Consider the following 23,689-nt stretch of genomic DNA (forward strand, 5'->3'; position numbering starts at 1 on the left):
CCTGTGCCCCGTGCGTATCGCCAGGTTCTCCGTCGACGGCAGCGTCGCGTTCGGTGTGGTCGAGGGCTCCGAGGGCTTCGACGGCGCCGGCGCTCCCCGCGGCGAGGTCACCCTCGACGTGATCAAGGGTCACCCCTTCGCCGAGTTCGAGCGCTCGGGCCGGAAGCTCCCGCTGGACAAGGTGCGGCTACTGCCCCCCGTGCTCCCCAACAAGGTCGTGGGCATCGGCCGCAACTACGCCGAGCACGCCGCCGAGCTGGGACACGAGGTGCCGGACGTCCCCGTCGCCTTCTTCAAGCCGTCCACCTCGGTGATCGGCCCCGGCGATCCCATCGCGTACCCGTCGTTCTCCGACGAGGTGCACTACGAGGCAGAGCTGGCCGTCGTCATCGGCCGGCTCTGCCGCGAGGTGCCGCTGGAGAGGGCCCAGGACGTGATCCTCGGCTACACCTGTGCGAACGACGTGACCGCGCGCGACATCCAGAAGCGCGAGAACCAGTGGTCCCGGGCCAAGGGCTTCGACACCTCCTGCCCGCTCGGCCCGTGGGTGGAGACGGAGCTGGACCCGGCCCGGATCGCCGACGGCATCGCCCTGCAGTGCACCGTCAACGGCGAGCAGCGCCAGCTCGGCAGCACCAGCGACATGGTGCGCTCGATCCCCGAGCTGATCGTGCACATCACCGAGGCGATGACGCTGCTGCCCGGCGACGTCATCCTCACCGGGACCCCCGCGGGCGTCGGCCCGCTCCACGACGGCGACGAGGTCGCCGTCACCATCGAAGGCATCGGCACTCTCGCCAACAAGGTGATCAAGCGTGGCTAGCCCAGCCCCCCCGGCCCCCCTGCGGGTCCGCTTCTGTCCCTCCCCCACCGGAAACCCCCACGTGGGTCTGGTGCGCACCGCCCTGTTCAACTGGGCGTACGCCCGCCACACCGGCGGCTCGCTGGTCTTCCGGATCGAGGACACCGACGCGGCCCGCGACTCCGAGGAGTCGTACGAGCAACTGCTCGACTCGTTCCACTGGCTCGGCATCGACTGGGACGAGGGCCCCGAGGCAGGCGGCCCGCACGCGCCGTACCGGCAGTCGCAGCGCATGGACATCTACGCCGACGTGGCCCGCCGGCTCCAGGGCGCCGGGCACGCCTACCGCTGCTACTGCACCGCGGCGGAGCTGGAAGAGCGCCGCGAGGCGGCGCGCGCGGCAGGGCGGCCCTCCGGGTACGACGGGCACTGCCGCGAGCTGACCGCCGAGCAGGTGGCGGCGTACGAGGGCGAGGGCCGGACCTCGATCGTCCGCTTCCGCATGCCGGACGAGACGATCGCCTTCACCGACCTCGTGCGCGGCGAGCTGACGTTCGCACCCGAGAACGTCACGGACTACGGCATCGTGCGCGCCAACGGCGCCCCGCTCTACACCCTCGTCAACCCCGTCGACGACGCGCTGATGGAGATCACGCACGTGCTGCGCGGCGAGGACCTGCTCTCGTCCACGCCGCGGCAGATCGCGCTCTACCGCGCGCTGATCGACCTCGGTGTCGCCAAGCGGGTGCCGGACTTCGGCCACCTGCCGTACGTCATGGGCGAGGGCAACAAGAAGCTCTCCAAGCGCGACCCGCAGTCCTCGCTCAACCTCTACCGCGAGCGCGGCTTCCTGCCCGAGGGGCTGATCAACTACCTCTCGCTGCTGGGCTGGTCGCTCTCCGCCGACCGCGACGTCTTCACCCGGGAGGAGCTGGTCGCGGCCTTCGACATCGCCGACGTGGTGCCCAACCCGGCCCGCTTCGACCTGAAGAAGGCCGAGGCCATCAACGCGGACCACATCCGCATGCTGGACGTGAAGGACTTCACGGAGCGCTGCGCGCCCTGGCTGCGGCCGCCGCACGCGCCGTGGCCGGCCGAATCCTTCGACGCGGACGCCTTCGCGGCGGTGGCGCCGCTGGCGCAGACGCGGCTGACCGTGCTGTCCGACATCACGGCCAACGTCGACTTCCTCTTCCTTGAGGAGCCGGTGTTCGACGAGAAGTCGTGGGACAAAGCCATGAAGCCGGGGCAGCCGGGCGCGGCCGACCTGCTGCGTACGGCGCGCGCCGGGCTGGCGGCGGCTCCGTGGTCGGCGGAGGCGCTGAAGGAGGCGGTCCTCGCCGCGGGCGAGGAGCACGGCCTGAAGCTGGGCAAGGCGCAGGCGCCCGTGCGGGTCGCGGTGACGGGGCGGACGGTGGGACTGCCGCTGTTCGAGTCCCTGGAGGTGCTGGGCCGCGACCGCACCCTGGCGCGGGTGGACGCCGCGCTCGACCGCCTGGCGGCGGCCGGGCAGGGCTGAGCGGCGGGTCGCGGTCCGCCCGGCGGCCCGCCCGGTTCGTACGACACACGAAGGCCCCGCCGCGGCGGGGCCTTCGGGGTGCGGTGCGGCTCGCGCGTCAGCGCTGCCAACTGTGCGGGGCGCGGAAGCCGTGCTGGCGCTCCAGCCGGCGCCAGCGCGCGGCGGAGCCGCCGTGCCCGCCGTGGCGGGCGTGCGCCGGCTGCTCGGCGGCGGCGCGGGCGAGCAGCACCGCGGTGAGCGCGGCGAGCTCCTCCTCGCTGGCCTCGCCCTTCTCGACGCGGACGAGGTTCTCGGTGTGCTGCGTGGTCACGTGTGTGCTCCCGGGCTGTTCTGCGCGGTCGGCGGCGGGCTGCGGGGCGTTCGGCGGCGGCGGGGTCACTGCGGCGGGTTGCCGTGCTTGCGCGCCGGCAGGTCCGCGTGCTTCGTCCGCAGCATGGCCAGGGACCGGATGAGGATGTGGCGCGTATCCACGGGGTCGATGACGTCGTCCACGAGGCCGCGTTCGGCCGCGTAGTACGGGTGCATCAGCTCGGCCTTGTACTGCTTGACCATCTCGGCGCGCTTGGCCTCGGGGTCCTCCGCGGCCGTGATGTCGCGCCGGAAGATCACGTTCGCGGCGCCTTCCGCGCCCATGACCGCGATCTCGTTGGTCGGCCAGGCGTACGTCAGGTCGGCGCCGATGGACTGGCTGTCCATGACGATGTACGCGCCGCCGTACGCCTTCCTGAGCACCACCGAGATCCGCGGCACGGTGGCGTTGCAATAGGCGTAGAGCAGCTTCGCTCCGTGCCTGATGATCCCGCCGTGCTCCTGGTCGACGCCCGGGAGGAAGCCCGGAACGTCGAGCAGGGTGACGATCGGAATATTGAAAGCATCGCACATCTGGACAAAGCGGGCACCTTTCTCGCTCGCCTCGATGTCCAGTACGCCCGCCAGCGACTGCGGCTGGTTGGCGACGATGCCGACCACCTGGCCGTCGAGCCGGGTGAGCGCGCAGATCAGGTTGGCCGCCCAGCGCTCGTGCACCTCGAGGTACTCGCCGTCGTCGACGATCTCCTCGATCACCTTGCGCATGTCGTACGGCCTGTTGCCGTCGGCGGGCACCAGGTCCAGCAGCGCGTCGCCGCCGCGGTCGGCCGGGTCCTCGGCGGTGACGGCCGGCGGGTTCTCCCGGTTGTTCTGCGGCAGCATCGACAGCAGGTAGCGCACCTCCTCCAGGCACGTCACCTCGTCGTCGTACGCGAAGTGGCACACCCCCGACGTCTCCGCGTGCACGTCCGCGCCGCCCAGGCCGTTCTGGCTGATCTCCTCGCCCGTCACCGCCTTGACCACGTCCGGGCCCGTGATGAACATCTGCGAGGTCTCGCGGACCATGAAGACGAAGTCGGTGAGCGCGGGGCTGTAGGCCGCGCCGCCCGCGCAGGGGCCGAGCATCACCGAGATCTGCGGGATGACGCCCGAGGCGCGGGTGTTGCGCTGGAAGATGCCGCCGTAGCCGGCGAGCGCCGAGACGCCCTCCTGGATCCGGGCGCCCGCGCCGTCGTTGAGGCTGACCAGCGGCGCACCCGCCGAGATGGCCTTGTCCATGATCTTGTGGATCTTGTTCGCGTGCGCCTCGCCGAGCGCGCCGCCGAAGATCCGGAAGTCGTGGGCGTAGACGAAGACCGTCCGCCCGTGCACCGTCCCCCATCCGGTGATCACGCCGTCCGTGTACGGCTTCTTGGCCTCCAGGCCGAAACCGGTGGCGCGGTGCCGGCGCAGCGGCTCCACCTCGTTGAACGACCCCTCGTCCAGCAGCAGGTCGATCCGCTCCCGGGCGGTGAGCTTCCCCTTGGCCTTCTGCGCGGCGGTCGCCCGCTCGCTGGGCCCCGCGTGGGCCTGCTCGCGAATGCGGCGCAGCTCGGCCGCCCGCCCCCGGGCCTCGTTCTCGACGGCGCCTGCCGCCGTCGCGTCGGAGGGGGCGTAGTCCACAGTGGTCATGGAATGACGGTACGGGTACGAGGGCATCGAACCTTATGTCATTTCCCTACAACGTCGGCGGGGAAATCATGAGCACCCGGCACTATGTGCAGGTGACCGGGCCAGACATCGACCAACGACACGTCGATCCGAGCTGTAGGGCCTCGACAACGCGGCGGGAGAGATCGTTGGGTTGCGAGAAGGTTCGGTAGCAGACTTTCTTGTTAGCCTGGCCGCATGACGACCACGCCCTCATCCCGCGCGCCCGCCCGCACCGTACCGGACGTGACGGGCACCCTCGTCCACACCGCGCACGTGCTCAACACCCACCTGGCCGCCGCCCTGAGCGAGGTCGGGCTGCTCCAGCGCGAGCAGTGCGTACTCGTGCACGCCCTGGAGGGCGAGCGCACCCAGGGCCAGCTCGCGGAGCTGGCACGCATGGACAAGACCACGATGGTCGTGACCGTGGACGGCCTGGAGAAGGCCGGGTACGCCGAGCGGCGGCCGTCGAGCACGGACCGCCGGGCCCGGATCATCCATGTCACCGAGGCCGGCGCGGAGATCGCGGCGCGCGGCCAGGAGGTCGTCGACCGGGTGCACCGGGAGGTGCTCGACACCCTGCCGGCCGCGCAGCGGGACCTTCTCGTGGCCGCCCTGGAGGGCCTGGCGGAGGGCCCGCTCGCCGAGCCCGTCGCGCACGACCAGCCCGTGCGCCGGGCCCGGCAGGCCCGGCGGTAGCCCGAGGAAGGTCCGTACGAGAAAACTGAACAATAGATAGTCCCGTACGAAACTATCTGCTACGGTCTTTCTTGTTGCCCACGCCTCAGGAGAGACCTCATGAACACAGTCGGCCAACGGCCCGACCGATCCCGCTGGTTCGCACTCGCGATCCTGTGCACCGGCGCGCTGATGATCATCCTCGACGGGAGCATCGTCACCGTCGCCCTGCCCGCCATCCAGCGGGACCTGGGGTTCTCGCCCGCCGATCTGACCTGGACCGTCAACGCCTACATGATCGCCTTCGGCGGGCTGCTCCTCCTCGCCGGCCGCCTCGGCGACCTGCTCGGCCGCAAGCGGGTCTTCGTCGCCGGCATCGCGCTCTTCACCGCGGCCTCCCTGCTGTGCGGGCTGGCCGCGGAGCCCTGGGCGCTCATCGCCGCCCGCTTCGTGCAGGGCGTCGGCGGGGCGCTGGCCTCGGCCGTCGGACTGGGCATGATCGTCACGCTCTTCACCGACGCGAAGGAGCGGGCGAAGGCCATCGGCGCCTTCGCGTTCACCGGCGCGACCGGCGCCTCGCTGGGCCAGGTGCTCGGCGGCGTGCTCACCGACGCGCTGAGCTGGCACTGGATCTTCTTCATCAACCTGCCCATCGGCGTGGCCACCGCGGTGCTCGCGCTGCGCGTGCTGCCCGGCGGCCCGGCCGACGGGCGGACCCGCCCGGCCGGCGGCGCCGACGTCGCCGGGGCGCTGCTGGTCACCTCCGGGCTGATGCTCGGCGTCTACACCATCGTCGAGACCGAGAGCCACGGCTGGGCCTCCGGCCGCACCCTCGGCTCCGCCGCGCTCGCCGCCGCCCTGCTCGCCGGCTTCCTGCTCCGCCAGGCCCGGGCCGCCGCGCCGCTGCTGCCGCTGCGCGTCTTCCGCTCGCGCACGGTCTCCGGCGCCAACGCCGTCCAACTGCTCGTGATCTCGGGCATGTTCGCCTTCCAGATCGTCGTGGCGCTGTACCTGCAGCAGGTGCTGGGCTACGGGGCCGCCGAGACGGGCCTCGCGATGCTGCCCGCGGCGGTCACCATCGGCGTCACCTCGCTGCTCCTCTCCGCCCGGCTGGTCGCCCGGTTCGGCGAGCGGTCGGTGCTGCTGGCCGGGCTCCTGCTCCTCGCGCTCGCCCTGGCGCTGCTGCTCCGCATCCCGCGGGATCCGGCCGAGGTGAGCTACGTGACCCACCTGCTGCCCACGATGCTGCTGATCAGCGGCGGCGGGCTGGTGCTGCCGGCGATGACCGCGCTGGGCATGTCCGGGGCGCACGAGGACGACGCCGGGGTGGTCTCCGGGCTGTTCAACACCGTGCAGCAGATCGGCGGCGCGCTGGGCGTCGCGGTGCTGACCACGCTGGCGGCGGCGCGCACGGAGTCGCTGACCGCGGGCGGGGACGGCCGGGACGCGGCGCTGACGGGCGGCTTCCGGCTGGCGTTCGGCGTCGGGGCGGCGCTGATCGCCGCGGCGGCGGTGCTGGCGCTGGCGGTGCTCCGGCCGCGTACGCCCGGCGGAACGACCGGGCCGGGCGACGCCGCGGCCCCGGGCGGCGCCGTGCCGGGCGGCGCCGTGCCGGGCGGCGCCGTGCCGGGCGGGGTTGCCCAGGCCGGCGGGGCGGAGAGCACCGGGGCGGCCCCCGGCGCCGCCGTGCCCGCCGTTACTCCTGCGGCACCACCCCGGCCCTGAGCAGCCCGTACGCGTAGGCGTCGTCCAGCGCCTGCCAGGACGCCGCGATGACGTTGTCCGCGACGCCGACGGTGTCCCACTCGCCGCTCCCGTCGCTGGTGGTGATCAGCACCCGCGTCGTCGACTCCGTGCCGTGGGTCCCCTCCAGGATCCGCACCTTGTAGTCGATCAGCTCGAAGTCGGCGAGCTGGGGGTAGAGCCGCTCCAGCGCCACCCGCAGGGCCCGGTCCAGCGCATGGACCGGGCCTTTGCCCTCCGCCGTGACGACGGTCCGCTCGCCCTTCGCCCACAGCTTGACCGTGGCCTCGTTGGCGTGGGTGCCGTCCGGCCGGTCCTCGACGATGGCCCGCCAGGACTCGGTGCGGAAGTAGCGCCGCGCCCGGCCGGACTCGCGCAACTGCAGCTCCTCGCGGAGCAGCAGCTCGAAGGAGGCGTCGGCGGCCTCGTACGTCAGCCCGCGGAGCTCGTTCTCCTTGACCCGCTCCACCACCCGGCTCAGCAGCTCGCGGTCGTCGCCGAGGTCGAGGCCGAGGTCCTTGCCCTTCAGCTCGATGGACGCCCGGCCGGCCATGTCGGAGACCAGCATGCGCAGCCGGTTGCCGACCAGTTCGGGGTCGATGTGCTGGTACAGGTCGGGGTCGACCTTGATGGCGGAGGCGTGCAGGCCGGCCTTGTGGGCGAAGGCCGAGACGCCCACGTACGGCTGGTGGGTGGCGGGCGCGATGTTGACGACCTCGGCGACGGCGTGCGAGATCCGGGTCATCTCCGCCAGCTTCCCCGCGGGGAGCACGCGCATGTCGTACTTGAGCTCCAGCGCGGCCACGACGGGGAAGAGGTTGGCGTTGCCCACGCGCTCGCCGTAGCCGTTGGCGGTGCACTGCACGTGCGTGGCGCCGCCGTCGACGGCGGCCAGGGTGTTGGCCACGGCGCAGCCGGAGTCGTCCTGGGCGTGCATGCCCAGTCTCGCCCCGGTGGCGGCCAGCACCTCGGCGACGGTCTCGCGCACCTGACCGGGGAGCATGCCGCCGTTGGTGTCGCAGAGCACGACGACGTCGGCGCCGGCCTCGTGCGCGGCGGCGACGACCTGCTTGGCGTACGCGGCGTTGGCGCGGTGGCCGTCGAAGAAGTGCTCGCAGTCGACGAAGACCCGGCGCCCGTGCTCGCGCAGGAAGGCCACCGTGTCGCGGACCATCGCGAGGTTCTCCGCGAGCGTGGTGCGCAGCGCCAGCTCCACGTGCCGGTCGTGGGCTTTGGCGACCAGCGTGACGACGGGGGCCTTGGACTCCAGCAGCGCGAGCACCTGCGGGTCGTCCTCGACCCGTACGCCCGCCTTGCGGGTGGCGCCGAAGGCGACGAGCTGCGCGTGCCGGAACTCGACCTCGTCGCGGGCGCGGCGGAAGAACTCCGTGTCCCGGGGCACCGCGCCGGGCCAGCCGCCCTCGATGAAGCCCACGCCGAAGTCGTCGAGGTGCCGGGCGATGGCCAGCTTGTCCGCGACGGTCAGGCTGATGCCCTCGCGCTGCGCGCCGTCGCGCAGCGTGGTGTCGAAGACGTGGAAACCGTCCGCGAGGGTGCCGGGGGTATCGGAGGTGTCGGGGGCTGCCGGCTCTGTGCTCATCGAAGTGCTCCTGTCGGATGGTGTGCTCTCGGGCCCCGGAAACGGAAAAGACCCCTCGCGGGTCGCGAGAGGTCTGGCGCGCGGGTCTGGGACGCGGTGGGCCGGCACCGCGTGCGGATCGCGGTACGGGTCAGCGCGGACCGGCGCGCCTGTCGCCAATAATCATGACGGCAAACAAGGTCACGTCGGGCAGTCTGGCACACGCCTCTCCCGATCAGGAGTCCCGTCTCACCATACGGGCAGCGTGCCCACATTTCGTTCGCGGAGGTCAGGGCGCAATGCGGTCTTGTGTGGATGACATGCGCGTGCCAATTTGGTCCAGGCCAGTCGGTACGGCACCTCCCACACAACCCCCACATGGTTCACACAAAGGAGAACCCACCGCATGAGACCCCAGATGTCCGCGCGTCTGGGCGGCACCCTCGCCGCCCTTCTCCTCCTCGGCACCGCCGCGCTCGGCTCCACGGCCGCCGCGGCGCCCCCGCCGGCCGACCGCCCCGACCAGGGGGTGAAGGCCAACGCGGCGACGGTCGCGCTCAACGCCGACGTCGCGCGCGCCCTCGGCGCCGACAGCGCCGGCACGTACCTGGACGCCGACACCGGCGACCTGGTCGTGACGGTCACCGACAAGGCCGCCGCCGCCGAGGCCCGCGCCGCCGGTGCCCGCGCCGAGCTGGTCGAGCACAGCGCCGCCGAACTGCGCTCCGCGATGGGCGCTTTCGAGGACCGCGCGAAGATCACCGGCACCTCCTGGGGTGTCGATCCGGCCACCAACCAGATAGCCGTGCAGGCCGACTCCACGGTGTCCGCCGCCGAGTACGCGAAGCTGCAGCGCGTCGCGAAGAGCCTCGACGGCGCGGCCCGGGTGGAGCGCATAGCCGGCACGTTCCGCAAGGAGGTCCTGGGCGGCGACGCGATCTACGGCGGCGGCTACCGCTGCTCCGCGGCGTTCAACGTGACCAAGAACAACGCCCGCTACTTCGTCACCGCCGGCCACTGCACCAACGCCGGCGCCTCCTGGTCGGCCACCTCCGGCGGCGCGGCCATCGGCACCCGGGAGGGCACCAGCTTCCCGACCAACGACTACGGCATCGTCCGCTACACCAACGGCTCCTCCCCCGCGGGCACCGTCAACCTCTACAACGGCAGCACCCGGGACATCACCGGCGCCGCGAACGCCGTCGTCGGCCAGGCCATCCAGAAGAGCGGCTCCACCACCCAGGTCACCAGCGGCTCCGTGACCGCGGTGAACGTGACGGTCAACTACAGCGACGGCCCCGTCTACAACATGGTCCGCACCACCGCCTGCTCCGCGGGCGGCGACAGCGGCGGCGCCCACTTCTCGGGCAACACCGCGTACGGCATCCACTCCGGCAGCGCGGGCTGCACCGGCACCAACGGCTCCGCCATCCACCAGCCGGTCACCGAGGCGCTCAGCGCGTACGGCGTGAGCGTCTACTGACGCACCGGCCGGCCACACCGCACACGGCACCACGAGGGGCCGCCGCCGCACCCGGCGGCGGCCCCTCCCGCGGTACGGAGCCGCCCGGCCCGTACCCCGGGAGAGGCCGGGCCGTTTCTCAGCCCAGCTCGTGCATCCACCCGTGCGGGTCCGGGGCCTGCCCGGTCTGCACGTCGACCAGCGCCTTGCGCAGTTGCGCCGTGACCGGCCCCATCGACCCGTCGGCGACCGTCCACTCCGCCGTGCTCGACTTCGCGTGCCCCACGGGCGTGATGACCGCGGCCGTGCCGCAGGCGAAGGTCTCCGAGATCGTCCCGTCCGCGCAGCCGGCCTGCCACTCCTCCTTGGAGATCCGCACCTCGCGGGTCCGGTAGCCCAGGTCGGCGGCGATGGTCAGCAGCGAGTCGCGGGTGATGCCGGGCAGCAGCGTGCCGGTCAGCTCGGGCGTGACCACCTCCCGCGTCCCGCCCTGCCCCCCGCCCCGGACGAAGTACAGGTTCATCCCGCCCATCTCCTCGATCCACCGGCGCTCCACCGCGTCCAGCCACACCACCTGGTCGCAGCCCTGCTGCACGGCCTGGAGGGTGGCGGCCATGGCGCCCGCGTAGTTGCCCGCGCACTTGGCCTCGCCCGTGCCGCCGGGCGCGGCGCGCACGTACTCCTCGGTGAGCCACACCGACACCGGCTTGATGCCACCGTGGAAGTACGCGCCGGCGGGCGAGGCCAGCACCATGAACAGGTACTCGCGCGCGGGCGAGTTCACGCCGAGGCCGACCTCGGTGGCGAACATGAACGGGCGCAGGTACAGCGACTCCTCGCCGGTGCCCGGCACCCACGCCTTGTCCTGGCGCACGAGCGCGTCGATGGCCGCCACGAAGGTCTGGACGGGCAGTTCCGGCATCGCCAGCCGGCGGGCGGACAACTGGAAGCGGCGCGCGTTGGCGTCCGGCCGGAAGGTGCGGACGCTGCCGTCGGGCTGCCGGTAGGCCTTCAGTCCCTCGAAGACGGACTGCCCGTAGTGCAGCGCCATCGTCGCCGGGTCGAGGGTCAGCGGCGCGTACGGCTGGAGCTGCGCGTCGTGCCAGCCGCGGCCTTCGGTCCACTTGATGGTGACCATGTGGTCGGTGAAGTGCTTGCCGAAGCCGGGGTTGGTCAGGATCGCCTCGCGCTCCGCGTCGGACAGCGGGTGGGCGGACGGCTTGAGCTCGATCGTGGTCATGAGATTCGTGTCCTTCACCGTTCGGTGTGTGGCGGACCGCGTCCCGTCCCGAGGTCCTCGCACCCGAAGGTACTAGGACGTCCGAGCATTACCCCGTGCCGCGGCCCCGCTGTCGATTATGACGGGGGCGTGGGCAGCGGCAAGCGTGGCGGTGGTGCGCGGCCCGAAGGGTCATCGTCGCACTGACGCCGCCCGGAGGGCAGCGTCAGCCGGCCGTGCGGAGAAACCTGACCGGCCGGGCCGGCCGCGGCGAGCGTGTGGTCCCGGCGGTCAGCCGGATACTCGGGCGGCGAGCGCGTCGCCGATCTCGTCCGTGGTCCGCGCGCCGGCGCCCCGCGCGGCCAGGTCGGCCTCGACGGCCTCCTCGACGCGGGTGGCCTGCACGGCGTAGCCGAGGTGGCGCAGCAGCATGGCGACCGACAGGACCGTGGCCGTCGGGTCGGCCTTGCCGGTGCCGGCGATGTCCGGCGCGGAGCCGTGGACCGGCTCGAACATCGACGGGAAGGCGCCTGTCGGGTTGATGTTCCCGGAGGCGGCGAGGCCGATGCCGCCGCTGATGGCGGCGGCGAGGTCGGTGAGGATGTCGCCGAAGAGGTTGTCGGTGACGATCACGTCGAACCGCTCCGGCTGCGTGGTGAGGAAGATGGTCGCGGCGTCGACGTGCAGATAGTCCGTGGTGACGTCGGGGTAGTCGGCGCCGACGCGGTCAAAGGTGTTCTTCCACAGGTGGCCGGCGTAGACGAGCACGTTGTTCTTGTGCACGAGCGTCAGCTTCCTGCGCGGGCGGGCCTGGGCGCGCTCGTACGCGTCCCGGACCACGCGCTCCACGCCGTACGCGGTGTTGACGCTGACCTCGGTGGCGACCTCGGCCGGGGTGCCGGTGCGCAGGCTGCCGCCGTTGCCGGTGTACGGGCCCTCGGTGCCCTCGCGGACGACGACGAAGTCGATGGCGGGGCGGCCGGCGAGCGGGGTCCCGGTGCCGGGGAAGAGCTTCGACGGGCGCAGGTTCACGTAGTGGTCGAAGGCGAAGCGCAGCTTCAGCAGCAGCCCGCGCTCCAGCACGCCGGAGGGCACCGAGGGGTCGCCGATGGCGCCGAGCAGGATCGCGTCGAAGTCGGCGAGGGCCGCGAGCTCCGCGTCCGGCAGGGTCTCGCCGGTGGCGTGCCAGCGGCGGGCGCCCAGGTCGTGGCTCTCGGTCTCCAGCTTCACGTCCTGCGGCAGGACGGCGGAGAGCACCTTCAGGCCCTGGGCCACGACCTCGGGGCCGATGCCGTCGCCGGGAATGGACGCGAGTCGAATGCTGCGAGACATGCGGGGAGCCTACGCGCTACGTCTTGCGGGATGACACCGCCGTCCGGGATATGGACATACCGAAGCCGTTCACCACACCGACGGCCGGGGTTCTCCGGTGTGTCGGCCCGGAGGGGGAAGGCTCGGACATATGGACACCCCCGGCTTCGGCATCCCCGAACAGCTCGCCCGCAGCATGAGCATGGCCGAACAGCACGAGTACCTGCGCCGCCGGCACTCCCGGCGCCGCGTCGTCACCGGCGCGGGCGGGCTGGCCGGCGGTCTGCTGCTCGCCGGGTGCGGTGGCGGCGGCGACGGCGGCGGGGGGGCCGGGCGTACGGACCACTCCTCCGCGGACATGGTCAGCCCCGCGCCCACCGGGGCGCCGGCGGCGTTCGGCCGGCATCTGGCCTTCGGCGCCGACCCGCGCACCCAGATGCGGGTCGGCTGGCAGCTCCCGCTGCCGGTGCGCCGGCCGTACGTGCGCTTCGGCACGGACCGCGGCGACCTCGGCGAGCCCGTCGAGGCCGAGATCCGGCCGCTGAAGACCCCGGCGATGAACGGCCTGCCCGCGGTCGAACAGCACTACGTGCACGCCGCGCTCGACGGCCTGGAGCCCGGCACGGCGTACGTCTACGGCCTCGGTCACGACGAGTTCGACCCCGCCGCCTCGCCGGGAGCGGCCGAGCACCTCGCCGGATTCCGCACCGCGCCCGCGCGACCGGAGCGCTTCGTCTTCACCGCCTTCGGCGACCAGGGCCTCGGCCGCGCCGCCCGCGCCGTCACCCGGCGCATGGCCGCCCTGCCCGGCGGCCCCCCGGCCTTCCACCTGCACGCCGGCGACATCTGCTACGCCGAGGACTCCGGGCACGGCCTGGAGACCGGCCGCTACGACGCCCGGGTGTGGGACCGCTTCCTGCGGCAGATCGACCCGGTGTCCTCGCGGGTCCCGTGGATGCCGGCGATGGGCAACCACGACATGGAGGCGTGGTACTCCCCCGACGGCTACGGCGGCCAGCGGGCCCGCTGGACGCTGCCTGACAACGGCGCAGATCCGCGCGGGGCGCCCAGTTCGTACTCCTTCGTCTACGGCAACGTCGCCGTCGTGGCGCTGGACGCCAACGACGTGTCGTACGAGATCCCGGCCAACCTCGGCTTCACCGACGGCGCCCAGGTGCGCTGGCTGGACCGGCGGCTCGGGGAGCTGCGGAAGGAGCCGGGCGTCGACTTCGTCGTGGTCTTCTTCCACCACTGCGCGTACTCCACCAGCACCCACGCCTCGGACGGCGGGGTGCGGGAGCACTTCACGCCGCTGTTCGACAAGCACCGGGTGGACCTCGTGGTCAACGGCCACAACCACGTCTACGAGCGCACCGACGCCCTGCGCGCGGGGGCCCTGACCCGCCCGCTGCCCGTGGGCGGCTCGGTGGACACCGAGCGCCACGGCGCGGTCTACGTGACCGCGGGCGGCGGCGGACGCAAGCTGTACGACTTCACCGCGCCGGACACCCACGAGGGCCGGCGCCGGGACCGGGACGTGGTGGAGACGTTCGCCTGGACGCGGTCGGGCGAGAAGGCCCTGGAGGGCGTCGAGTGGTCCCGGGTGCGCTATACGGGTTACTCGTTCCTCGCCGTCGAGTCCCGGCCGGGCGCCTCGCCCGCGCTGCGGGTCGCCGCGTACGCCGACGACGGCACGCGGATCGACCACTTCGAGTTGGTACGGGGCCGCTGAGCGGCCGCCGTGCGCGGGTCGGCGGGACGGGCGGGCCCGGTGCGGACGCGCGGGCTCAGTGGCCGGTCGAGCCGCCGTTGTCGCGGCGGTCGAACGCCCGCTGCAGCGCGGCGGCGGCGTTCTTCCGGGCGACCGCGGAGTCGCGGGCCTGCTCGGTGCGGGCGGAGTGGCGGGCGCGGCGGACCGTGGTGGTGGCAGCCATGGGACAACTCCTGGAGGGCGCTGGAGAGACGTGGGGACGCCGCTGGGGCGGGAGCGGCGCCGCAGGGGTGACCTGCCTGAGAGGCGCCCTGCCTCGACCACCGTCGCTGTTGCGCGAGCGTTCGGCTCCTACAAAAGTAGGACGTCAAAGCGTCCTTGTCTCGCCATTTACTCGGGCTTCCTACTATCTGAGACGGCACCCCCGCCGACCTGCGGTGATCCTCACGGGTCCAGCGCGTCGAGCAGCGCCGCCAGGTGGGCCGGCGAGGTGATGCGGCGCACCCCCGCGGGCGCGTTCCGGGCCGCCCGGCCGCCAGCGCCCGCCCGGTCGCCCGTGCCCGCGCGGTCGAGCCAGATCCCCGTCAGCCCCGCCGCGTCCGCGCCCGCGGCGTCGGTGTCCGGCCGGTCGCCGATGTACGCGACGCGCTCCGGCGGCAGCCCGAGGGCGGCGCAGGCAGCGTGGAAGGCGCCCGCGGCGGGCTTGGCGACGCCCAGCTCCTCGGAGCACACCATCGCCTCGAAGCGGTCGTGCACGCCGATGGCGCGGAGCTTCTCCTCCTGGTGCGGGGCGCTGTTGTTGGACAGCAGGCCGTGCCGGCGGCGCGGGGTGAGGCCGTCGAGCGCCGGTACGACGTCGGGGAAGACCCGCCAGTGCCGCCGGTACGCGGCCTGGTAGCCGGCCATCCAGACGTCCGCCTCGGCGTCGGTCAGCGGCCGGCCCGCCAGCACCCGGGCCCGCTCGCGGCGCTGGGCCAGGAAGGTGAACTCGCCGGCGAGGTAGCGGTCCACGTACTCCTCGGAGACCGCGTGCCAGTGCGCCGCGGCGGCCTCGGGCGAGGCGTACCGGCCCAGCAGGCCGCGGGCGGTCAGGTACTCCGTCGCGGCGCGCCGCTCGGCGCCCGAGTGGTCGAAGATCGTGTCGTCGATGTCCCAGACCACGGCGAGTATCCGCATGTCACGACCGTAACGCGAGGAGGTCGCCACCGGCCGCCGGAACGGGAGCGCAGGGGCGGGGGCGGAACCTGCGTACGCGCACGGGGCCGCCCCCGGCCGACGGGGGAGGCGGCCGAGGGCGGCGTTCGGGGGGACCGCGCGGGGCGGTCCCGGGGGCGTCAGCCCATGTGGGGGTAGCGGTAGTCCGTCGGCGCGTCCATCGTCTCCTTGATGGCCCGCGGCGAGGACCAGCGCAGCAGGTTGAACTTCGAACCCGCCTTGTCGTTGGTGCCGGAGGCGCGGGCACCGCCGAAGGGCTGCTGGCCGACGATCGAGCCGGTGGGCCGGTCGTTGACGTAGAAGTTGCCGGCCGCGAAGCGCAGCCTGCGGGTCGCCTCGGCGATGACCGCCCGGTCCTGCGCGAGGACCGCGCCGGTCAGAGCGTAGGCGGCGACGGACTCCATCTGGTCCAGCATCGTGTCGTAGGCGGCGTCCTCGTACACGTGCAGGGCGACGATCGGGCCGAAGTACTCCTCGGTGAAGACCTCGTTCTCCGGGTCCGAGCAGACGATGACGGTGGGGCGGACGAAGTAGCCGACGGAGTCGTCGTACGTGCCGCCCGCGACGATCTCGCACGCGGGGTCGGCCTTGGCGCGCTCGATGGCGGCCTTGTTCTTGGCGAACGCCCGGTCGTCGATCACGGCGCCGACGAAGTTCGCCAGGTCCGTGACGTCGCCCATGGCCAGGCCCTCGGTCTCGGTGACGAGCGCGTCCTTCAGGCCGCCGTCCCAGAGCGAGCGCGGGACGTACGCGCGGGAGGCGGCCGAGCACTTCTGGCCCTGGTACTCGAAGGCGCCGCGGGTGATCGCGGTCTTCAGCTTCGCCGGGTCCGCGGTCGGGTGGGCGACGATGAAGTCCTTGCCGCCGGTCTCGCCGACGATCCGCGGGTACGCCTTGTAGCCGGGCAGGTTCCTGCCGACCTCGGCCCACAGGTGCTGGAACGTGCGGGTGGAGCCGGTGAAGTGGATGCCGGCCAGGTCCGGGTGCGGCAGCGCCACCTCCGACAGCTCCTTGCCGTCGCCGGTGACGAGGTTGATGACGCCGGGCGGCATCCCGGCCTCCTCCAGCAGCCGCATGAGCAGCACCGCGGCGTGCGTCTGCGTCGGCGACGGCTTCCAGACCACGACGTTGCCCATGAGGGCGGGCGCGGTCGGCAGGTTGCCGGCGATCGCCGTGAAGTTGAAGGGCGTGATCGCGTAGACGAAGCCCTCCAGCGGGCGGTGGTCGAGCCGGTTCCACACGCCGGGCGGCTGGATCGGCGGCTGCTCGTCCATGATCTGGCGGGCGAAGTGGACGTTGAAGCGCCAGAAGTCGATCAGCTCGCAGGGCGCGTCGATCTCCGCCTGCTGCGCGGTCTTCGACTGGCCGAGCATGGTGGACGCGGCGATCGTCTCGCGCCACGGGCCGGCGAGCAGGTCGGCGGCCTTGAGCAGGATCGCGGCGCGGTCGTCGAAGGACAGCGCGCGCCAGCCGGGCGCGGCGGCCAGGGCGGCGTCGATCGCGTCCTGCGCGTCCGCGCGGGTCGCCGTGCCGTACGTGCCGAGCACGGCCTTGTGCTTGTGCGGCTGCACGACGTCGACGCGCTCGCCGCCGCCCATGCGCCGTACGCCGCCGATGGTCATCGGCAGCTCCATGGGGCTCTCGGCCAGCTCCTTGAGCCTGGCCTCCAGCCGCGCACGCTCCGGCGTGCCGGGGGCGTAGGTGTGCACCGGCTCGTTGTACGGGGCGGGGACCTGGGTCACAGCGTCCATGGTTGCCGTTCTCCTTCGAGGTGCGGAGTCTTCGGGGGGCTCGCGGGGTCGTCAGCGCCGGCCGGCCAGGGCGCGCAGGAAGAAGGCGGTGTTCGCCGGGCGCTCGGCGAGCCTGCGCATGAAGTAGCCGTACCAGTCTGTGCCGTAGGGGGTGTAGACGCGCATCCGGTGGCCCTCGGCCACCAGCCGCTCCTGTTCCGCGGGGCGGATGCCGTAGAGCATCTGGAACTCGTACTCGTCGGACTTGCGGCCGTGGCGGCGCGCCAGCTCCCGGGTGATGGCGATCATCCGGGGGTCGTGCGTGCCGATCATGGGGTACCCGCGCCCGGTCATGAGGACCTTCAGGCAGCGGACGTAGGCCCGGTCCACCTCCGTCCGGTCCTGGAAGGCGATCAGGGCGGGCTCCTTGTACGCGCCCTTCACCAGCCGGACCCGGGAGCCCTCGCCGGCGAGGTCGCGGCAGTCCTCCTCGGTGCGGAAGAGGTACGCCTGGAGCACGGCGCCGGTCTGCGGGAAGCGCTCGCGCAGCGTGCGCAGGACGGCGAGGGTGGAGTCGACGGTGGTGTGGTCCTCCATGTCGAGGGTGACCGTGGTGCCGGCCGCGGCGGCGGCTTCGACCACCGGAGTGACGTGGGCGAGCGCGAGGTCGTGGCCGCCGGGCAGCGCCTGGCCGAAGGCGGAGAGCTTCACGGACATCTCGGCGCGGGTGCCCAGCCCCTCGCCGGTCAGGGCCTCGGCGAGCCTGAGGTACGCGTCCCGGGCGCGCAGCGCCTCGCGGGGGTCGGTGACGTCCTCGCCGAGGTGGTCGAGGGTGACCTCCAGGCCGCGCGCGGCCAGGTCGCGGACGGCGGCGACGGCGTCGGCCAGCTCCTCGCCGGCCACGAAGCGCGCGACCACCTGGCGGCTGACCGGTGCGGCCGACACGACACGACGGATTCCGTCGCTGCGCGCGGCGGCGAGAAGCACGGGACCCAGCACGGGGCACCTCCACGGTCGGGGCGCAGGTAACACCTCCGTGAAATCTAAGGATCCCTCCGATCCTGGGCCATCGACACCTGTCACGCATCCGAGCGCCCGCCCTCATACAGATGTATGAGAGGCTGCGGTCATGCGCGGCGACTACCAGCAGTTGGTGGACGAGGTCTCGGCGGCGCTCGGCGCGCCCGCCACCCTGGAGGACCGGGACTTCGGCCTGATCGCCTTCGGCGTCCACGACACCGGCGACGGCTCGTCGGGCGGCGTCTCGTCGCTCATGGACCCGGTGCGCACGAAGTCCATCCTGCACCGGCGCTCCACGGCGGCGGTGCGGGCGTGGTTCGAGGCGTACGGGATCACCCGCGCGACCGGGCCGCTGCGGATCCCGCCCGACCCCTCCGCGGGGGTGCTCACCGGGCGGATCTGCCTGCCGGCGCGGCACGACGGCGTGGTGCAGGGCTACCTCTGGCTGCTCGACGACGGGCACCTGGCGGACGTCGAGCTGGGCGGGCCCGGCCGGGCGCCGGACCCGCGGATCGCACAGGCCATGCGGACGGCGGAGCGGATCGGGGCGCTGCTGGCGGCGGAGACCCGGGCGGGCGCCGCGGCGGGGGAGCTGCTGCACGACGTGCTGGCGGGGCCGGCGGCCGGCCGGGACGCGGCGCTGGCGGAGCTGCGGGACGCGCTGCCGGGCGACGCGGCGGGACCGGTGGCGGCGGTGGCGGTGCTGCCCTGGCGGCCGGCGGACCCGGCGGCGCCGGGTCCGGGGCTGCCGCGGACGGCGGCGACGACGGTGGTGCGGGTGCGCGGTGCGACGGGCGGTGCGGCCGGTGCGGGCGGCGAGGCGGCTCCGGTACGGGTGCTGGCGGCGCTGGTGCTGCTGCCGTCCGCGGGTGCGCTGGAGCCGACGGCGACGGCGGCCGAGCGGCTGCTGCACGCCGCGGCCGGCGCGCCCGGCGCGGTCGCCGGAATCGGCGACGGGCGGACGGGCCTGGCCGGGCTGCCCGGCACCTGGCGCGAGGCGCTCGCCGCCGCGCGGGCGGCGTGGGCCGCACCCGGGCTGGGCCCGGTGGCGCGGTGGCCGGACATCGGCCCGTACCGGCTGCTCACCGAGCTGCCCGGCGGCGTCGACCCGGCGGTCGCCCGGCTGCTGGAGCCTTCACACGCCGAACTGGCCCGCACCGCCGAGGTCTATCTCGACCACGCCGGCCAGGCCTCCCGCACGGCCGCCGCGCTGGGCATCCACCGCCAGACGCTGTACTACCGGCTGTCCCGGGTGGAGGAGCTGACCGGCCTCGACCTCACCGCGGGCGAGGACCGCCTGCTCCTCCACATGTCCCTCAAGTCCGCCCGCCTCTGACCGCACCCCGGACGCGGGCACGGACCACCCGCACCGCACGCGAGCCCCGCACCCCGGCAAGCGAGCCCGCACCCCGGCAAGCGGGACGCACACCCCCGCCGGGCCCGCTGCCGGGCGGCCAGGCAGGGCTGCGGTCGCCGGCCTCGCACACGGACACACGCCACCGCCGCCGTACGCGATCCCGGCTTCCCGCGCCCCCGGTACGCGGCACACGCGCGGTCGCCGGCTCAGCCCAGGTGGGCCGCCGGGGTGGCGGTCGCCGAGCGGGTGCGGTCGGGGCGGGGGGTGTTCATCAGGGCCGCGACCACCACCGCCGCCGCGAGCAGGACGACCGACGCGACCGTGTACGCCGTGGCGAAGCCCTCGACCAGGCCCGCCTTGACGACCTCCGGCACCGGCCCGCCCGCGGCCCGCCGCTCCTCCAGCGCGCCCGCGTCCGGCACGCGCTCGGCGAGGTAGTCGGCGGTGGCGCTGGTGGCCACGGTGTTGAGCAGCGCCGTGCCGATCGAGCCGCCGATCTGCTGCGCGGTGTTGACCGTCGCCGAGGCGACCCCGGCCTCGTCCTCGCGGACGCCGTGGGTGGCGTAGTTGATCGCCGGGGCCATCACCATGCCCATCCCGACGCCCACGACCAGCTCCGCCGGCAGCACCCCGGCCGCGTACGAGGTGTCCACGTCCACCGTCGCCAGCCAGGCGTTGCCGGCCGCGGCGAACAGCAGCCCGGGGACGATGAGCGCCCGCGGCGCCACCCTGGGCAGCAGCCGGGCCGCGAGCCCGCCGGCACCGGCGAGCACCCCGGCCGTCAGCGGCAGGAACGCCACCCCGGTCTTCAGCGCCGAGTAGCCCAGGACGACCTGCATGTAGTACGTGAGGAAGAGGAAGAGGCCGAACATCCCGACCGCGACCAGCGCGATGCCCAGGAACGCGCTCCCGCGGGCCCGGCTCAGCACCACCCGCAGCGGCAGCAGCGGCGCCGCGGCGCCGCGCTCGTGCAGCACGAAGCCGGTGAGCAGCGCAACCCCGAGGAAGAGCAGGCCGAGCACGAGCGCCGAGTCCCAGCCCTCGGACTCCGCCTCGCTGCACCCGTAGACGACGGCGACCAGGCCGGTCACGGCGAGCAGCACACCGGGCACGTCGGTCTTCTGCCGCGCCCGCGGACGGGTGTCGGCGGGCAGCGCCCACCAGCCGGCCGCGGCCACCGCCGCGATGGGCACGTTCACGTACAGGCACCAGCGCCAGTCCAGGTACTCGGTCAGCGCTCCCCCGGTGACCAGGCCGATCGCGCCGCCGCCGGCGGCGATGGCGCCGAAGATGCCGAAGGCGCGGGCGCGTTCGCGCTGCTCGGTGAAGCTCGTGGTGAGCAGCGACAGCGCCGCGGGCGCGAGCAGCGCGGCGAACGCCCCCTGCGCGGCCCGCGCGCCCAGCAGCGCGCCGAAGCCCGGTGCCGCGCCGCCCACCGCGGAGGCGGCGGCGAAGCCCACGAGCCCGGTCAGGAAGGCCCGGCGGCGGCCGGTGTAGTCGGCGATCCGGCCGCCGAGGAGGAGCAGGCCGCCGAAGGCCAGGGTGTACGCGGTGATCACCCACTGCCGGTCCCCGTCGGAGATGTCCAGATCCGCCTGCGCGGACGGCAGCGCGATGTTCACGATCGTGACGTCCAGGACGATCATGAGCTGCGCGAGCCCGATGAAGGCGAGCGCGAGCCAGCGCCGCGGGTCAGCCGTCGTGGTTTTTGTAGTGTTCATGTCACTGTCTTTCTCGTGCGTGCTTCCGGTTCGGGTGCCGGGGGCTTGCGGGGGCTACGGGCGCCGGCGGTCCGTCCCGCCGACGATGCGGTCCGTGGCCCGGATGAAGTGGGCGGCGGTGAGGACGGGCCCGGGCAGCGCGGCGCCGCGGGCGCGGGCGGCCTCGGGGCGCAGCCCGTCGAGATACAGCTCCAGATGGCGGTGGGCCAGGGCCTCGCCCTCGGGCAGACCGCCGCCCGGCAGTTGCAGCGTCAGCCGCATGACCATGAACGGAACGTCGCCGAAGACGACGTCGTCGCGGAGCTGGCCGGCCCGCTGCGCCCGTACGATCAGCTCCTGCACCGGGCGGAGCGTCAGCGCGCGCAGCTCGGCCAGTTCCTCGTCGATCCGGATCCGGCCGGAGAGCGCGGGCAGTACCGCCCCGATGCGCAGGTCGAGCGCGGCGTGGGCGAACCGGCGCAGCGCCTCGAACGGCTCGTCCTCCGCCGCCAGCGCCTGTCCGGCCACCGAGCGCAGGCTGGCGAGCGTGGCGACGGCGACACCGCGGATCAGCGCCTCGCGGCTGGCGAAGTTGCGGTAGAGCGTGGCGATGCCGACGCCGGCCCGCCGGGCGACCTCCTCCAGCGGGGCGTCGGGGCCCTCGCCCACGAAGACCTCGCCGGCCGCCCGCAGGATCAGCTCGCGGTTGCGCCGGGCGTCCGCGCGCATCGGGGTCCGCATGACGTCTCCTCAACCGAAGGGGAATTCTCCACTTACCCGCACCGTAGGAGGCGGCCGGAGAGATTTCACGGGTCTGCGGGAAAGTGAGAGGGGGCCGGGCGAATATCCTCCGCATCGCGCCCCCACCCGGCCCCGCGGCCCGGCACCGGCCCGGGCACGACGACGGGCCCGGGCCGGCGGCATCGCTGCCGCCCGCCCGGGCCCGGTGCCCGAGGTCTCCCCCGGTCCGTTACTCGGTGAGGTTCACCGCGCGCGCCGAGGCCGCGCCGATCTCACCGGCGATCTCCTGCACGACGGCCGTCGGGATCGTGTCGTCCACGGTCAGCGCGACCAGCGCCTCGCCGCCCGCCTTGGCCCGCGACACCTGCATGCCGGCGATGTTGATACCCGCCTCGCCCAGGATCCGGCCCATGGTGCCGACGACTCCGGGGCGGTCGCCGTAGCTGAAGAACGCCATGTGGTCGGCGAGCGCCAGGTCCACGTCGTGCTCGCCGACCGCGACGACCTTCTGCAGGTGCTTCGGCCCGGAGAGCGTGCCGGAGACCGACACCTCCTCGCCGCTGGCGAGCGTGCCGCGCACCGTCACCAGGTTGCGGTGGGCGTTCGACTCCGAGCTGGTGGTCAGGCGCACCTCGACGCCGCGCTCCTGCGCGAACAGCGGCGCGTTCACGTAGCTCACGGTCTCGGCGACGACGTCCTCGAAGACGCCCTTGAGCGCGGACAGCTCCAGCACCTTCACGTCGTGCTGCGTGATCTCGCCGCAGACCTCCACGTCGAGCCGGACCGCGACCTCGCCGGCCAGCGCCGTGAAGATCCGGCCCAGCTTCTCCGCCAGCGGCAGCCCGGGGCGCACGTCCTCGGCGATGACGCCGCCCTGGACGTTGACCGCGTCCGGCACCAGCTCCCCGGCCAGGGCGAGCCGCACCGAGCGGGCCACCGAGATGCCCGCCTTCTCCTGCGCCTCGCCGGTGGAGGCGCCGAGGTGCGGGGTGGCGACGACGCTGTCGAACTGGAACAGCGGCGAGTCCGTGCACGGCTCGGTGGCGTAGACGTCGAGGCCCGCGCCCGCGACCCGGCCCTCCTTCAGCGCGGCCGTCAGCGCCTCCTCGTCGACGATGCCGCCGCGGGCGGCGTTGACGATCCGGACGGACGGCTTGACCTTCTGCAGCGCCTCGTCGCCGATCAGACCCAGGGTCTCGGGGGTCTTCGGCAGGTGGACGGTGATGAAGTCGGAGGTCTCCAGCAGCTCGTCGAGCGAGACGAGCTTGACGCCCATCTGCGCGGCCCGCGCGGCCTGCACGTACGGGTCGTACGCCACGACGCGCATGCCGAAGGCCGCCATGCGCTGCGCGACGAGCACGCCGATGCGGCCGAGCCCGACGACGCCGAGCACCTTCTCGTTCAGCTCGACGCCGGTGTACTTCGAACGCTTCCACTCGCCGGCCTTCAGCGCGGCGTTCGCCTGCGGGATGTTGCGCGCGCTGGCGATGATCAGGCCGCAGGCCAGCTCCGCGGCGGTGACGATGTTGGAGGTGGGCGCGTTGACGACCATCACGCCGGCCTTCGTGGCGGCGGGTACGTCGACGTTGTCCAGGCCGACGCCCGCGCGGGCGACGACCTTCAGCCGGCGCGCGGCGGCGACGGCCTCCGCGTCGACCTTGGTGGCGCTGCGGATCAGGATCGCGTCCACGTCGGCGATGGCCGCGAGCAGCTCGGCGCGGTCGGCGCCGTTGCAGTGGCGGATGTCGAAGTCGGGACCGAGGGCGTCGACGGTGGCCGGCGAGAGCTCCTCGGCGATCAGTACGGCCGGCTTCCCGGGGGTGGCGCCGGATGCTGGGGCAGTGCTCACGTGGTCCTCACTGGATTCCTGTGCGGGACGGCCGTCCCGACGGCCGCAGGTGGAG

Annotated in this window: 19 protein-coding genes; 7 read left to right on the forward strand and 12 right to left on the reverse strand. The window is 73.5% G+C overall.

Annotated elements, in window-relative coordinates; all coding sequences use genetic code 11:
* The first annotated feature begins 10 nt into the window (after window positions 1-10).
* Together O7599_RS10020 and gltX are read left to right on the forward strand one after the other, a co-directional pair.
* A complete protein-coding gene (locus tag O7599_RS10020; RefSeq protein WP_281621777.1) occupies window positions 11-823 on the forward strand; it encodes a fumarylacetoacetate hydrolase family protein in 813 nt (270 codons plus the stop codon).
* A 19-nt stretch (window positions 824-842) separates the two neighbouring features.
* Window positions 843-2,321, forward strand: a complete 1,479-nt coding sequence (gene gltX / locus O7599_RS10025) for a glutamate--tRNA ligase (protein WP_281623331.1) — start codon at window positions 843-845, stop codon at window positions 2,319-2,321.
* Between the two features lie 97 nt (window positions 2,322-2,418).
* Here gltX and O7599_RS10030 read toward each other — a convergent pair whose 3' ends face one another.
* Both O7599_RS10030 and O7599_RS10035 read right to left on the reverse strand, forming a co-directional pair.
* Complete coding sequence (locus O7599_RS10030; RefSeq protein ID WP_281621778.1) at window positions 2,419-2,631, reverse strand: acyl-CoA carboxylase epsilon subunit; 213 nt, start codon at window positions 2,629-2,631, stop codon at window positions 2,419-2,421.
* A gap of 65 nt (window positions 2,632-2,696) precedes the next feature.
* Window positions 2,697-4,301: an acyl-CoA carboxylase subunit beta gene (locus O7599_RS10035; protein WP_281621779.1), complete on the reverse strand. Its 1,605-nt coding sequence runs from the start codon at window positions 4,299-4,301 to the stop codon at window positions 2,697-2,699.
* 216 nt (window positions 4,302-4,517) lie between these two features.
* Here O7599_RS10035 and O7599_RS10040 point away from each other — a divergent pair, with 216 nt between their 5' ends.
* Both O7599_RS10040 and O7599_RS10045 read left to right on the forward strand, forming a co-directional pair.
* On the forward strand, window positions 4,518-5,018 hold the full coding sequence (locus O7599_RS10040) for a MarR family transcriptional regulator (RefSeq protein ID WP_281621780.1): 501 nt from the start codon (window positions 4,518-4,520) through the stop codon (window positions 5,016-5,018).
* Window positions 5,019-5,117: 99 nt separating this feature from the next.
* Complete coding sequence (locus tag O7599_RS10045) at window positions 5,118-6,722, forward strand: MFS transporter (RefSeq protein WP_281621781.1); 1,605 nt, start codon at window positions 5,118-5,120, stop codon at window positions 6,720-6,722.
* On the opposite strand, the gene cimA is transcribed toward O7599_RS10045, so the two are convergent.
* On the reverse strand, window positions 6,694-8,340 hold the full coding sequence (gene cimA / locus O7599_RS10050; protein WP_281621782.1) for a citramalate synthase: 1,647 nt from the start codon (window positions 8,338-8,340) through the stop codon (window positions 6,694-6,696). The two genes, O7599_RS10045 and cimA, sit on opposite strands and share 29 nt — an antisense overlap.
* A gap of 385 nt (window positions 8,341-8,725) precedes the next feature.
* Here cimA and O7599_RS10055 point away from each other — a divergent pair, with 385 nt between their 5' ends.
* Window positions 8,726-9,802, forward strand: coding sequence for a S1 family peptidase (locus tag O7599_RS10055; protein ID WP_281621783.1), 1,077 nt, complete (start codon window positions 8,726-8,728; stop codon window positions 9,800-9,802).
* Between the two features lie 118 nt (window positions 9,803-9,920).
* Here the strand turns inward: O7599_RS10055 and O7599_RS10060 are convergent, their stop codons facing one another.
* Together O7599_RS10060 and O7599_RS10065 are read right to left on the reverse strand one after the other, a co-directional pair.
* The gene (locus tag O7599_RS10060; protein ID WP_281621784.1) at window positions 9,921-11,021 is read right to left on the reverse strand and encodes a branched-chain amino acid aminotransferase; all 1,101 of its coding nucleotides are present in this window, start codon (window positions 11,019-11,021) and stop codon (window positions 9,921-9,923) included.
* Window positions 11,022-11,291: 270 nt separating this feature from the next.
* Complete coding sequence (locus tag O7599_RS10065) at window positions 11,292-12,332, reverse strand: 3-isopropylmalate dehydrogenase (protein ID WP_281621785.1); 1,041 nt, start codon at window positions 12,330-12,332, stop codon at window positions 11,292-11,294.
* Between the two features lie 130 nt (window positions 12,333-12,462).
* Here O7599_RS10065 and O7599_RS10070 point away from each other — a divergent pair, with 130 nt between their 5' ends.
* Complete coding sequence (locus O7599_RS10070; protein WP_281621786.1) at window positions 12,463-14,043, forward strand: metallophosphoesterase family protein; 1,581 nt, start codon at window positions 12,463-12,465, stop codon at window positions 14,041-14,043.
* 55 nt (window positions 14,044-14,098) lie between these two features.
* Here O7599_RS10070 and O7599_RS10075 read toward each other — a convergent pair whose 3' ends face one another.
* From O7599_RS10075 to O7599_RS10090, 4 genes are all read right to left on the reverse strand, one after another.
* The gene (locus tag O7599_RS10075) at window positions 14,099-14,245 is read right to left on the reverse strand and encodes a hypothetical protein (protein ID WP_281621787.1); all 147 of its coding nucleotides are present in this window, start codon (window positions 14,243-14,245) and stop codon (window positions 14,099-14,101) included.
* A 221-nt stretch (window positions 14,246-14,466) separates the two neighbouring features.
* Window positions 14,467-15,198, reverse strand: a complete 732-nt coding sequence (locus tag O7599_RS10080) for an HAD family hydrolase (RefSeq protein WP_281621788.1) — start codon at window positions 15,196-15,198, stop codon at window positions 14,467-14,469.
* Window positions 15,199-15,356: 158 nt separating this feature from the next.
* Window positions 15,357-16,988 (reverse strand): L-glutamate gamma-semialdehyde dehydrogenase, encoded by a 1,632-nt coding sequence (gene pruA / locus O7599_RS10085; protein WP_281621789.1) that lies wholly within the window; start codon window positions 16,986-16,988, stop codon window positions 15,357-15,359.
* Window positions 16,989-17,039: 51 nt separating this feature from the next.
* Window positions 17,040-17,966, reverse strand: coding sequence for a proline dehydrogenase family protein (locus O7599_RS10090; RefSeq protein ID WP_281621790.1), 927 nt, complete (start codon window positions 17,964-17,966; stop codon window positions 17,040-17,042).
* Window positions 17,967-18,096: 130 nt separating this feature from the next.
* Between O7599_RS10090 and O7599_RS10095 the strand changes: the two genes are divergently transcribed.
* Window positions 18,097-19,323 (forward strand): helix-turn-helix domain-containing protein, encoded by a 1,227-nt coding sequence (locus O7599_RS10095; RefSeq protein ID WP_281621791.1) that lies wholly within the window; start codon window positions 18,097-18,099, stop codon window positions 19,321-19,323.
* 227 nt (window positions 19,324-19,550) lie between these two features.
* Here O7599_RS10095 and O7599_RS10100 read toward each other — a convergent pair whose 3' ends face one another.
* The 3 genes from O7599_RS10100 to serA form a co-directional block, all read right to left on the reverse strand.
* The gene (locus tag O7599_RS10100) at window positions 19,551-21,065 is read right to left on the reverse strand and encodes an MFS transporter (protein ID WP_281621792.1); all 1,515 of its coding nucleotides are present in this window, start codon (window positions 21,063-21,065) and stop codon (window positions 19,551-19,553) included.
* Between the two features lie 54 nt (window positions 21,066-21,119).
* Entirely contained in the window at window positions 21,120-21,785 is a 666-nt protein-coding gene (locus O7599_RS10105; protein ID WP_281621793.1) for a TetR/AcrR family transcriptional regulator, read from the reverse strand.
* A 229-nt stretch (window positions 21,786-22,014) separates the two neighbouring features.
* Window positions 22,015-23,634 (reverse strand): phosphoglycerate dehydrogenase, encoded by a 1,620-nt coding sequence (gene serA / locus O7599_RS10110; protein ID WP_281621794.1) that lies wholly within the window; start codon window positions 23,632-23,634, stop codon window positions 22,015-22,017.
* Window positions 23,635-23,689 lie beyond the last annotated feature (55 nt).

Source organism: Streptomyces sp. WMMC500 (assembly GCF_027497195.1).
Lineage (GTDB): Bacteria > Actinomycetota > Actinomycetes > Streptomycetales > Streptomycetaceae > Streptomyces.

Bases quoted from the DNA above. Each gene is read 5' to 3' on its own strand.
- O7599_RS10100 (WP_281621792.1), bottom strand. From the start codon at position 21,065: ATGAACACTACAAAAACCACGACGGCTGACCCGCGGCGCTGGCTCGCG.
- O7599_RS10045 (WP_281621781.1), top strand. From the start codon at position 5,118: ATGAACACAGTCGGCCAACGGCCCGACCGATCCCGCTGGTTCGCACTC.
- O7599_RS10055 (WP_281621783.1), top strand. From the start codon at position 8,726: ATGAGACCCCAGATGTCCGCGCGTCTGGGCGGCACCCTCGCCGCCCTT.
- O7599_RS10105 (WP_281621793.1), bottom strand. From the start codon at position 21,785: ATGCGGACCCCGATGCGCGCGGACGCCCGGCGCAACCGCGAGCTGATC.
- O7599_RS10080 (WP_281621788.1), bottom strand. From the start codon at position 15,198: ATGCGGATACTCGCCGTGGTCTGGGACATCGACGACACGATCTTCGAC.
- O7599_RS10075 (WP_281621787.1), bottom strand. From the start codon at position 14,245: ATGGCTGCCACCACCACGGTCCGCCGCGCCCGCCACTCCGCCCGCACC.
- O7599_RS10065 (WP_281621785.1), bottom strand. From the start codon at position 12,332: ATGTCTCGCAGCATTCGACTCGCGTCCATTCCCGGCGACGGCATCGGC.
- O7599_RS10070 (WP_281621786.1), top strand. From the start codon at position 12,463: ATGGACACCCCCGGCTTCGGCATCCCCGAACAGCTCGCCCGCAGCATG.
- O7599_RS10095 (WP_281621791.1), top strand. From the start codon at position 18,097: ATGCGCGGCGACTACCAGCAGTTGGTGGACGAGGTCTCGGCGGCGCTC.
- O7599_RS10035 (WP_281621779.1), bottom strand. From the start codon at position 4,301: ATGACCACTGTGGACTACGCCCCCTCCGACGCGACGGCGGCAGGCGCC.
- O7599_RS10060 (WP_281621784.1), bottom strand. From the start codon at position 11,021: ATGACCACGATCGAGCTCAAGCCGTCCGCCCACCCGCTGTCCGACGCG.
- O7599_RS10040 (WP_281621780.1), top strand. From the start codon at position 4,518: ATGACGACCACGCCCTCATCCCGCGCGCCCGCCCGCACCGTACCGGAC.
- cimA (WP_281621782.1), bottom strand. From the start codon at position 8,340: ATGAGCACAGAGCCGGCAGCCCCCGACACCTCCGATACCCCCGGCACC.
- pruA (WP_281621789.1), bottom strand. From the start codon at position 16,988: ATGGACGCTGTGACCCAGGTCCCCGCCCCGTACAACGAGCCGGTGCAC.